Annotated in this window: 12 protein-coding genes; 3 read left to right on the top strand and 9 right to left on the bottom strand. The window is 69.2% G+C overall.

Features of this window, described 5'->3' with window-relative positions:
• Positions 1–544, bottom strand: a 544-nt coding sequence (locus L810_RS41565) for an efflux RND transporter periplasmic adaptor subunit (protein WP_042978298.1), incomplete at its 3' end; no start/stop codon positions are given.
• A gap of 402 nt (positions 545–946) precedes the next feature.
• Here L810_RS41565 and L810_RS41560 point away from each other — a divergent pair.
• A complete protein-coding gene (locus L810_RS41560) occupies positions 947–1,588 on the top strand; it encodes a TetR family transcriptional regulator (protein ID WP_021164098.1) in 642 nt (213 codons plus the stop codon).
• Between the two features lie 100 nt (positions 1,589–1,688).
• Here the strand turns inward: L810_RS41560 and L810_RS41555 are convergent, their stop codons facing one another.
• The gene (locus L810_RS41555) at positions 1,689–2,354 is read right to left on the bottom strand and encodes a cysteine hydrolase family protein (RefSeq protein ID WP_021164097.1); all 666 of its coding nucleotides are present in this window, start codon (positions 2,352–2,354) and stop codon (positions 1,689–1,691) included.
• Positions 2,355–2,506: 152 nt separating this feature from the next.
• Between L810_RS41555 and L810_RS41550 the strand changes: the two genes are divergently transcribed.
• On the top strand, positions 2,507–3,511 hold the full coding sequence (locus tag L810_RS41550) for a helix-turn-helix domain-containing protein (protein WP_021164096.1): 1,005 nt from the start codon (positions 2,507–2,509) through the stop codon (positions 3,509–3,511).
• Positions 3,512–3,552: 41 nt separating this feature from the next.
• Here L810_RS41550 and L810_RS41545 read toward each other — a convergent pair whose 3' ends face one another.
• From L810_RS41545 to L810_RS48230, 7 genes are all read right to left on the bottom strand, one after another.
• Positions 3,553–4,260 carry a CoxG family protein gene (locus tag L810_RS41545; protein WP_021164095.1) on the bottom strand — a complete coding sequence of 236 codons (708 nt, stop codon included), beginning with the start codon at positions 4,258–4,260 and terminating at the stop codon, positions 3,553–3,555.
• A 28-nt stretch (positions 4,261–4,288) separates the two neighbouring features.
• Positions 4,289–4,648: a DUF427 domain-containing protein gene (locus L810_RS41540; protein ID WP_021164094.1), complete on the bottom strand. Its 360-nt coding sequence runs from the start codon at positions 4,646–4,648 to the stop codon at positions 4,289–4,291.
• 132 nt (positions 4,649–4,780) lie between these two features.
• On the bottom strand, positions 4,781–5,218 hold the full coding sequence (locus L810_RS41535) for a carboxypeptidase-like regulatory domain-containing protein (protein ID WP_021164093.1): 438 nt from the start codon (positions 5,216–5,218) through the stop codon (positions 4,781–4,783).
• A 104-nt stretch (positions 5,219–5,322) separates the two neighbouring features.
• A complete protein-coding gene (locus tag L810_RS41530) occupies positions 5,323–6,807 on the bottom strand; it encodes a DegQ family serine endoprotease (RefSeq protein ID WP_011353057.1) in 1,485 nt (494 codons plus the stop codon).
• 118 nt (positions 6,808–6,925) lie between these two features.
• Complete coding sequence (locus L810_RS41525) at positions 6,926–8,272, bottom strand: ATP-binding protein (protein ID WP_021164092.1); 1,347 nt, start codon at positions 8,270–8,272, stop codon at positions 6,926–6,928.
• Between the two features lie 3 nt (positions 8,273–8,275).
• Positions 8,276–8,938: a response regulator gene (locus L810_RS41520; RefSeq protein WP_021164091.1), complete on the bottom strand. Its 663-nt coding sequence runs from the start codon at positions 8,936–8,938 to the stop codon at positions 8,276–8,278.
• A complete protein-coding gene (locus L810_RS48230; protein ID WP_162175317.1) occupies positions 8,905–9,126 on the bottom strand; it encodes a hypothetical protein in 222 nt (73 codons plus the stop codon). The genes L810_RS41520 and L810_RS48230 overlap by 34 nt, the downstream gene beginning before the upstream one ends.
• On the opposite strand from L810_RS48230, the gene dacB reads away from it, so the two are divergent.
• The gene (dacB, locus tag L810_RS41515; protein WP_042978297.1) at positions 9,125–10,657 is read left to right on the top strand and encodes a D-alanyl-D-alanine carboxypeptidase/D-alanyl-D-alanine endopeptidase; all 1,533 of its coding nucleotides are present in this window, start codon (positions 9,125–9,127) and stop codon (positions 10,655–10,657) included. The two genes, L810_RS48230 and dacB, sit on opposite strands and share 2 nt — an antisense overlap.
• Positions 10,658–10,704 lie beyond the last annotated feature (47 nt).

Here is a 10,704-nt window from a genome sequence, read left to right as displayed (position 1 = left end):
CGACGCGGCCGGTGATCGGCGAAACGACATCCGTATAGCCGAGGTTGATCTGCGCGGTGTCGACCGCCGCCTTGCCGGCCGCGACGTCCGCCGCGGCCTGGCCTTGCGTGGCCACCGCGTTGTCGTAGTCCTGCTTGCTGACCGCGTTCGCGGCCACCAGCACCTTGTAGCGTGCGACCAGCGCGTTCTGCGTGACGAGGTTCGCCTGCGCCTTCGCGAGCGTTGCCTTTGCACTGTTCAGCGCGGCGATGTAAGGCGCCGGGTCGATCTTGTAGAGGCGCTGACCGGCCTTGACGTCGGTGCCTTCGGTGAATTCACGACGCAGCACGATGCCGTCGACCCGCGCGCGGACCTGCGCGACGAGGAACGCGCTGGTGCGGCCCGGCAGGTCGGTGAAGACCGGTACGGCTTGCGGCTGGACGGTGACGACGCCGACTTCCGGCGTTTGCGGCGGCGGTGCCGATTCTTTTTTCCCGCACGCGGCCAGGAAAACGGCGGCCGTCGCGACAGTGATTAAGCGGTATGGAACCCGTTCGACGCGCATGGAGCGACCTCTGTGTATAACCAATGGAATAAGTGCCACACCCGACCGGAGCGAGCGCAACACGGATGCGCCTCACGGCGCAGATCGAACACCTGAATTACTGGACTGCTAGATACAGCAAGCGGCACGAAACCTCCGTGCCGACAGGATGCCCCGCAACTGCGGACTGGTACTTTGGCGGGAATCAGCAGAGTGGGATATTAACTGATTGCCACTTGGGTCATTCGATCGTAGGGTGGTATTGTATATACATTCATGAATGTATGTAAAAAGCCCGCTTGTGCGCGACCGGCTGTCCAGTCTTACGGATTGTTACCAGCCGCGATCCTAGCCAGTCTATATGACCGCGCAGAGGGTTGCAGACCCTATATTCACCTACGATCGATCCAATCAGGCCTGCACATGGTCAGACGTACCAAGGAGGAGGCGCTCGAGACGCGCAATCGCATTCTCGACGCCGCCGAGCACGTGTTCTTCGAGAAAGGCGTGTCACACACGTCGCTCGCCGACATCGCGCAACATGCCGGCGTGACGCGCGGCGCAATCTACTGGCATTTCGCGAACAAGAGCGAACTGTTCGACGCGATGTTCGACCGCGTGTTTCTGCCGATCGACGAGTTGAAGCGGATGCCGCTCGACGCGCCGGGCGGCAATCCGCTCGACAAGATCCGCCAGATCCTGATCTGGTGCCTGCTCGGCGTGCAGCGCGACGCGCAGTTGCGCCGCGTGTTCAGCATCCTGTTCATGAAGTGCGAATACGTCGCGGACCTGGAGCCGCTGCTGCAGCGCAACCGCGCGGGGATGAGCGAGGCCCTGCACGCGATCGACGCCGATCTCGCGGTGGCCGTGCAACTCAAGCTGCTGCCCGAGCGGCTCGATACGTGGCGCGCGACGCTGATGCTGCACACGCTCGTCAGCGGTTTCGTGCGCGACATGCTGATGCTGCCCGACGAGATCGACGCCGAGCAGCATGCGGAAAAGCTCGTCGACGGCTGTTTCGACATGCTGCGCTACAGCCCGGCGATGCTGAAGGACGGCGAATGATCGCGCGACGCGCGTTCGCCAGCGATTCGGGTCTTCGTTTCATCGGGCGGGCCGGCCATCGCGCCGATGCCCAACCCGCCGTCCCTTCTCCCCGCCCGGTTCAGGCGGCCTTCGCGCGCTGCGCGCGGGCCCGCCGGTTCGACGCGGCGACCGAATCGCGCTTCGGCATCGGCGCACCTGCCAGCCCCGCGATCCACGCATCGGTGGACATCACGGCCGCGAAATTCGACTGGAACACCACCGCGTACGCGCGGTGAATCTCTTCGGCGCTCGCCGCGCCTGCTTCGTTCTCGTAAGGCAGCGCGCCCGTCGCGTCGTTCAGGTATTCGACATTCAGCCCCGCATGCGCCGCGTGATAGACCGTCGATGCATTGCAGTTGTGCGTCATGTAGCCGGCCACCGCGAGCGTGTCGACCCCGTGCGCATCGAGCCACGCTGCAAGGTCGGTCCCGGCAAACGAGCTTGCGTGCGTCTTCTCGATCAGGTGCGAGTATGGCCGGCCGGCGACGACCGCGTGCAGCGCGACGCCGTCGGTGCCGGGCGCGAAGATCGGCGCGCCGGCCGGCGCGACGTGCTGGACGACGATCACGGGCACGCCGGCCGCATGCGCGGCATCGATCGCGCGGCCGATGTTCGCGAGCGACACGTCGAGCGGCGGATATTCGATCGGCAGGTTGCCCGTCACGTACTCGTTCTGGACGTCGATCACGATCAGTGCGCGGCGGGAAGCAGAATGGGAAACGGAATGCGGGACGGCGTTCGACATGGCGGGCTCCTGGTCCAGGGGCGCGGCCCCGCCCCGGAACGGGGTGGTCAGCGGCGCGATGCAATGCATTGTCGGGGCGCGTCGCTCACGTGGACAGTGGCCCGATAGCCATTCTTCGATAGAATCGGGCCATCACCCATCCGGAGCCCGCCATGACCGCCGCCTCGTCCACCCGGCCTGCCCCGACCGTCGTTGCCGTGATCGCGTACGACGGCATCAGCCCGTTCCACCTGTCGGTGCCGTCCGTCGTGTTCGGCAAGGAGCGCGATGCAGCCGCGTCGCCCGCGTTCGAGTTTCGCGTCTGCTCGGCGGAGCGCGGCCCGCTGTCGACGACGGGCGGTTTCACGATCACCGCGCCCTACGGCCTCGACGGGCTCGACGACGCGGACATCGTCATCGTGCCGGCGTGGCGCGACCCGGACGAAGCGCCGCCCGACGTGCTGCTCGACGCCGTCCGCGCGGTCGCCGCGCGCGGCGCGCAGCTCGTCGGGCTGTGCCTCGGCGCGTACGTGCTCGCCGCGGCCGGCTTGCTCGACGGCCGCCCGGCCACCACGCACTGGGCATGGGCCGACGACTTCGCACAACGCTTCCCGCGCGTGAAGCTCGATCCGGACGTGCTGTACGTGGACGACGGCAACCTGATGACGTCGGCCGGCACGGCCGCGGGGCTCGACTGCTGCCTGCACGTCGTGCGGCGGCGCTTCGGCTCGGACGCCGCGAACCAGATCGCGCGCCGCCTCGTGATCCCGCCGCACCGTCAGGGCGGGCAGGCGCAATACGTGCCGCAGCCGGTCGCCGCGCACCCGCGCGATGCACGGCTCGCGGGCCTGCTCGACTGGGTGCGCGCGCATCTCGACGCCGCGCACAGCGTCGATTCGCTTGCCGAACGCGTGCTGATGAGCCGGCGCACGTTCACGCGCCACTTCCGCCAGGCGACCGGCACGACCGTCACCGCGTGGCTGCAGGCCGAGCGGCTGGCGCGTGCGCAGCATCTGCTGGAAACCACCGGGCAGTCGATCGATGCGATCGCGCAGGCGGCCGGCTACGGGTCGAGCGTGTCGCTGCGCCAGCATTTCGCGGGCGCGCTCGGCACGTCGCCGTCGGCGTATCGAAGGGAATTTCGCGGCGCCGGAGCCGGCGCCGATGCCGCGCGGTAGGCGCGCGGCGGGCGAGCCTCGCAGCGGAAACGGCCGGCCGCTCAGCCGCCGTTGATCCAGCGCGCCGCGTAGAGCAGCAGCGCGACGAAGACGATCATCACGGCCCACGCCCACACGGGCACCGTGCCGGAGCCGCGATGCGGGAGTGCGCTGGCGGCACGCCCGGTCAGCGCGCCGCCGAGGTGCGGCGGCAGCGCCCGCTTCGTCGCGGCCACCAGCGACGCCGGCCGCAGGAACACGTGCTGGCGCCGCGGCACGGCCGAGCGCGCGCGATTCGGTGCGAGGCCGTGCTTCGCCTGTACGACCGCGCAGAATTCACGGAAGAAATCGTCGGTCCATTCGCGCAGCGTATTTTCGATCTGCCGCCCCGGCAGCTCGGTGAGCGGGCCGCTCGCCGTCGCCCAGACCACGTACTCGATACGCGTTGCGTTCGCGTCGTCATCCGGCGTCAGCACGAGTTCGACCTGGCCGCGCAGCGCGCCGAGCCCGTCGGCCCGTGCCTTGAAATTGAGCACGCGGCGCGGCTGGCCTTCCGCATCGCCCTGCTCGGCGGCCGCGTGCGCACGCACGTCGTAGCGGGCGCGCAGCGGGCCGAGCGGCACCGTGATCGTCAGCGCGAATTCGCCGTCAGCAAGCTTCACGAACGATTCGCAATGATCGAAGCTCGCGCGCAGCAGCGCGAGATCCTCGAATGCCTCCCGCACGACGGGCGGCGCGAGCGGTATGCGCAATGTGTCGTTCAGTTCCATGACGCCTCCCCGGTGAACACGCGCCGCATCAGGATGTCTCGACGAGGCTGTCGATCCGTGCGGCGTCGAAGGCGACGTAGAGCGCGAGCGCCGACGCAGCCTCCTTCGGTTCCTCGTAACTCCATGCGGCGTTCTCGATCACGCCGTCTTCCGTCTGCAAGTCGAAATGCACGGCCTCGCCCCTGAACGGGCAGACCGACGTGACCCCGGATTTCACGAGCCGGCGCATGTTGACGTCGCGGCGCGGCAGGTAGTGGATGTCCGGCAGGCCCGTTTCGCGCACGGTCAGCGCGCCGTGCGAATCGGCGTACGTGATGCCGCGATGGATCACGCGCACGCGATGACGGTTCGGCACGATTTCGAGACGAGGGTCGGCTGCGTCGGACATCGTTTCTCCTTGGGACGACCCGGCAGGCCGGGCTCAGGAAACGAAAAAAGCCACGGCACGGGTGCCGTGGCTTTCATTATGGGCGAAACCGCAGCCGAATGCGCGACCCGGGCCGGCGCCGCGCGCGGCAGGCTACTGCGCGCTCCACTGGAACGCCGTCTTCGCGCCGCCCTTCGCGCCGACCGTGACGGCACGGGATTCCTCGTTGCCCTGGTACGACGCATGCACCGTATAGCGGCCCGGCGGCACCTTCACGAGCATGTACGGCCCGCGCGCGTCGGTCTTCAGCACCTCGTTGCCCTTGCCGTCGACGATCCGCACATGAACGTCGGCCAGGAACTCGCCGCCCTTGCCGGTGAAGCGCAGCGCCAGCGGCCATTTCGGCTCGTTGCGCTGGAACGCCGTCGACTCGTCCTGCCCGACGCCGCCGGACACGAAGGTGACGTCGCCCTGCTGGCCCGCGGCGGGCAAACCGTCCGACTGCGCGTACGCGCCGGACGCTCCGGCCGCGAGGCCGGCGGCCAGCGCCGCGGCGACGGCAAATCGGGACACGTTGCGTAGATATTGCATGGCTCTCTCCTTGGGGTCGGAACACATACAGGGCGCGGCGTCACGCATTCGAGCGGCGGCGGCGCCCGCCGCGGCCGGCCTGGCCGGCCGTCGGCCGTGGCCGGTCAGCTCAGGTCGACCGGCACGAAGATCTGGGCATTATCGCGCTGGATCAGCAGAGCAAGACTGTTGCCCGCGCCCTTGACCGCGTCGCGCAACTGCTCGGGGCTCGTGACCGGGCGGCCGTTGACCGCGAGGATCACGTCGCCGGGCTGGATACCCGCGTTGGCGGCCGGCCCGCCGGCCTGCTGCACGATCAGGCCGTGCGACAGGTTGTCGGCGCTGCGCTCCTGCGGCGACAGCGGACGCACCGCGACGCCCAGACGCCCCTGCTCGACGGGCCCGCCGTCGTTCGACGCGAGCTTCGCATCGGCCATCGCGCCGAGCGTCACGCTGATCGACTTCTTCGACTTGTCGCGCCAGATCTGCAGGTCCGCCTTCGAACCCGGCTTCAGGTTCGCGATCTGCGCGGGCAGCGACGTCGAATCGGCAACCGGCGAGCCGTTGACCGACAGGATCACGTCACCCGGCTGCAGACCGGCCTTCGCGGCCGGGCCGTTCGGATCGACCGAGCTGACGAGCGCGCCGTCCGGCTTCTGCAGTCCGAACGAGCTCGCGAGCGTCTGATTCAGCCCCTGCACGGCGACGCCGAGGCGGCCGCGGCTCACGTGGCCCGTCTTCACGAGTTCGTCCTTCACCTTGATCGCCTCGTTGATCGGGATCGCGAACGACAGGCCCTGGAAGCCGCCCGTCTGCGAATAGATCATCGAGTTGATGCCGATCACCTCGCCCTGCAGGTTGAACAGCGGGCCGCCCGAGTTGCCGGGGTTCACCGGCACGTCGGTCTGGATGAACGGCGTGTAGTTCTCGTCCGGCAGCGCGCGCGACTTCGCGCTGATGATGCCCGACGTGACCGTGTTGTCGAAGCCGTACGGCGAGCCGATCGCGACGACCCACTGGCCGACCTTGCTCTGCGCCGGGTCGCCGATCTTCACGGTCGGCAGGCCGCTCGCATCGATCTTCAGCACCGCGACGTCCGACTGCTTGTCCGAGCCGACGACCTTCGCCTTGTATTCGCGCTTGTCGGTCAGCTTGACCGTGACGACGTTCGCGCCGTCGATCACGTGCGCATTGGTGAGGATGTACCCGTCGGAGCTGATGACGAACCCGGAACCGAGGCTCGCGCTCGGCTGGTCGTCCGGTTGCGCGTCGCCGCCCATGCCCGGCACCTGGCCGTAGAAGTGCTTGAAGAACTGGTAGAACGGATCGCTCGGATCGATCGGCAGCTGCGGCTGCGGCACGCGCCGCGACACCTGCTTCACGACGTGCTTCGCGCTGATGTTCACCACCGCCGGGCCGTAAGTCTCGACGAGCCCGGAGAAATCGGGAATGCCGGTCTTGGCGGCCGCTTCGGCCGGCATCAGCGCGGCAGCCTGCGCGGGCGTGATGATCTGCGGATCGGCGCGGCGGGTGCCGGCGACATAACCGGCGGACAGGGCGGCCGCCACGGCGACCGCGACGGCGCCGCGCGCAAGGAATCGGGTATTCATCGTAGGACCTCCTCTTTGTTAGGACGCAGCGTAACGACCCTGACTTAAAGGAGGCTTAATCAGCCTTAAGCGGGGCTTAAGCGGCCGCCGGCGCCCGCCCGGCGGCACGCGGCACGCGTCACACGGATTCGGAAGGCTGCGGCGCCTCGGCCGGCATCTCGGCGTCGCGGAACACGACGCTGACGAGCAGGCCGCCCGCGGCCGCGTCGCCGAGCGACACCGTCGCCCCCTGCTGCGCCGCCACGCGCTTGACGATCGCGAGCCCGAGCCCGCTGCCCGACACATCGGTGCGCGCCCGCGCGGAGCTGTCGCGGTAGAAACGGTCGAACACGCGCTCGCGCTCGTCGGCCGGGATGCCGGGCCCGCTGTCGCCGATCTGCACGCACGCGCGGCCGGCCGCGTCGCGGGTGAGCGACACGTCGATGCGGCCGCCGTCCGGCGTGTACTTCACCGCGTTGTCGAGCAGGTTGCCGAACATCACGCGCAGCGCGCCGACGTCCGCGACGACGCTCGCCGCGTGCGTCTCCTCGAAGCCGAGATCGATGTCGCGCCGCTGCGCGAGCGGCGCAAGCGCAGCCACGCATTCGGCGAGCAGTGCCTGCAGGTCGACGGGTTCGCGCATCGTCGCGCCGTCGGGTTCGGCGCGTGCCAGCGCGAGCAGTTGCTCCGTGAGACGCGTCGCGCGCGACACGCCATCCTGGAGATCCGCGACCGCCTCGCGGCGCGATGCATCGTCCTTCGCGCGGGCGACGAGTTGCGCCTGGATCTGCACGGCCGCGAGCGGCGTGCGCAGTTCGTGCGCGGCGTCGGCCACGAACGCCTTCTGCGTGTCGAGCGCGGCCGACAGCCGCGCGAGCAGCCCGTTCAGCGCCCGCACGAGCGGCTGCACCTCGAGCGGCAGGCGCGCATCGGGCAGCGGATCGAGCGCTTCCGGCCGGCGCGCCTCGACTGCGCGCGTCACGCGGCCGAGCGGCGCGAGCCCGCGCCCGACGATCACCCACACGGCCGCGCCGAGGAACGGCAGCAGCACGATCAGCGGCCACAGCGTGCGCAGCGCGACGTTCGCCGCGAGCCGGTTGCGCACCGACAGCGGCTGCGCGAGCTGCACGACGTTGTCGCCGACGATCGCCCCGTACACGCGCCATTCGCCGCGATCGGTGCGCTCGGTCGAGAAACCGAGCTCCGCGCGCGGCGCGATCGGCGCACGCGGATGCGAAAAGTACATCAGCACGCCGTTGCGGTTCCAGATCTGGATCACGATGCCTTCGTCGCCGTTGGTACGCGAGCCGAATACCTGCGAGAACGGTTCCGACGGCAGCGCCGCGGCGATTTCCTGCAACTGGTAGTCGAACAGTTCGTTCGCCTCCGCGAGCGCCTGCCGGTAGATCAGCCAGCCCGCGATGCCCACGCCCGCGACGACGATCGCGAGCAGCCAGATCAGCAATTGATGACGAATCGACCTCACGCGTCAGCTTTCCTTGACGACCATGTAGCCAAGCCCGCGCACGTTGCGGATCAGGTCGGAGCCGAGCTTCTTGCGCAGCGCGTGGATGTAGACCTCGACCGTGTTGCTGCCGATCTCCTCGCCCCAGCCGTACATCTTCTCCTCGAGCTGGCTCTTCGACAGCACCGCGCCGGGCCGCGCGAGCAGCGCCTCGAGCAGCGCGAACTCGCGCGCGGACAGCGCGACCGGCGCGCCGTCGAGCGTCACCTGGTGCGAGGCGGGATCGAGCGTCAGCGCGCCGTGGCGGATCAGCGATTCGCTGCGCCCCGCCTGGCGGCGGATCAGCGCGCGCATTCGCGCGCCGAGCTCGTCGAGGTCGAACGGCTTGACGAGGTAGTCGTCGGCGCCCGCGTCGAGGCCCTTCACGCGATCGGCCACCGCGTCGCGCGCGGTGACGATCAGCACCGGCAGCGCCAGCCCGCGCGCGCGCAGCGTGCGCAGCACGTCGATGCCGTCGCGCTTCGGCAGCCCGAGATCGAGCAGCAGCAGGTCGTACGTCTCGCCGCCGAGCGCCGTCAGTGCGGCGTCGCCGTCCTGCACCCAGTCGACTGCAAAGCCGTCCGAGCGCAGCGCCTTGCGCACGCCTTCGGCAATCATTCGATCATCTTCGACAAGCAGAATCCGCATCGGGACAGGCATCCATGGGGCGAGTCAAACACGCCGACCATTGTAGCGCCGCGAACCCGGCGCGCGGCACCGTGCAATGCAACAGAAAGGCGGATTGCAAGGGGGCTGTCCGGACTTGTCTCTACAATGTGCGCTTTGGCGCCGCGCGCGCCCTGCCCGAACGTCGTGCTTTCCCCGTATTCGCTCATGCCGATTTCCGATCTTTCCAACCGGTTCGCCCCCCGCGCCCGCGTCTGCCTGCGGGCGGCCGCCATCGTCGCCACCTGCACGGCCCTCGCCTTCGCGCCTGCCGCGCAGGCCCGCAAGAAATCCCACAAGGAAGCGCGCAAGACCACGGTCGTGTCGCCGGCCGCGCGCGCGGCCGGCCTGCCGGCGTCCGTGCTCGTCGCGCTGCAGCGCGCGAAGGTGCCGGCGTCGGCGATGAGCGTCGTCGTCGAGCGCGTCGGCGATCCGGAACCGCTGATCGCGTGGAATGCAAGCCGGCCGATGCTGCCCGCCTCGACGATGAAGCTCGTGACGACCTTCTCGGGTCTGTCGATCCTCGGCCCCGACTACCGCTGGCGCACGACCGCCTACACGGACGGCACGGTCGACCCCGACGGCACGCTGCAGGGCAACCTGTACATCAAGGGCACCGGCGATCCGAAGCTCGTGCCCGAAGAGCTGATCGACCTCGTCGACAAGCTCCGCAAGGCCGGCGTCAAGCGCGTGGCCGGCGGCCTCGTGCTCGACAAGAGCTACTTCGCGGCGACGACGCGCGATCTCCCTTCGTTCGACGACGATGCGAGCGCGCCGTACAACGTCGGCCCCGATCCGCTGCTGTACGCGTTCAAGGCCGTGTCGTTCACCGTCACGCCGGGCGACGACGGCAAGGTGGCCGTCGACGTGCTGCCGCCGCTCGCGGACCTGTCGATCGACAACCAGCTGGTCGAAGGCTCGGGCTCGTGCAGCGCGGCCGCCGCAGCCGCGCGACCGACGCTGACGGCCGGCGGCGGGATCATGACCGCTTCGTTCGCCGGCGACTACCCGCTGCGTTGCGGCGCGCACACGACCAACCTCGCGATCCTCGATCACACGACGTTCTTCGCCCGCGGCTTCCTCGCGCTGTGGCAGCAGGACGGCGGCACGATCACGGGGCCCGTGAGCGAAGGCAAGGTGCCGACCACCGCGCGGCCGCTCGCCGTGCATCACAGCCCGGTGCTCGGCAGCATCGTCTACGACATCAACAAGTTCAGCAACAACGTGATGGCGCGCAACCTGTTCCTGACGATCGGCGCGGTCGGCGGCAGGCCGCCCGCGACGCCCGAGCAGTCGAGCCGCGTGATCCAGGCGTTCCTGCAGAAGAACGGCATCGCGATGCCCGACCTCGTGCTCGAAAACGGCTCGGGCCTGTCGCGCGAAGAGCATGTGAGCGCGCTGTCGCTCGCCGCGCTGCTGCAGGCCGCGAACGCGAGCCCCGTCGCGCAGGCCTTCATCGATTCGCTGCCGATCGCGGGCATCGACGGCACGATGAAGAACCGCCTCACCAACGCCGGCGTGCTCGGCAACGCGCACATCAAGACCGGCACGCTGCGCGACGTGCGCGCGATCGCCGGCTACGTTGCCGGCGCCGACGGCCAGAGCTACATCGTCGTCAGTTTCATCAACAACGATCACGCGGAAGCCGCACGCGCCGCGCACGACACGCTGCTCGAATGGATCTACGCCGGCGCGCAATGACGATCCGCGCGCCGCGGCATGGCGCGGCGCCGCCGGCCGCCGGCCCG

This window comes from Burkholderia sp. AU4i (assembly GCF_000466765.1).
GTDB classification, from domain to species: domain Bacteria; phylum Pseudomonadota; class Gammaproteobacteria; order Burkholderiales; family Burkholderiaceae; genus Burkholderia; species Burkholderia cepacia.
The sequence above is the reverse complement of the archived record's forward strand: the minus strand, read 5'-3'. Positions and strand labels throughout refer to the sequence as shown.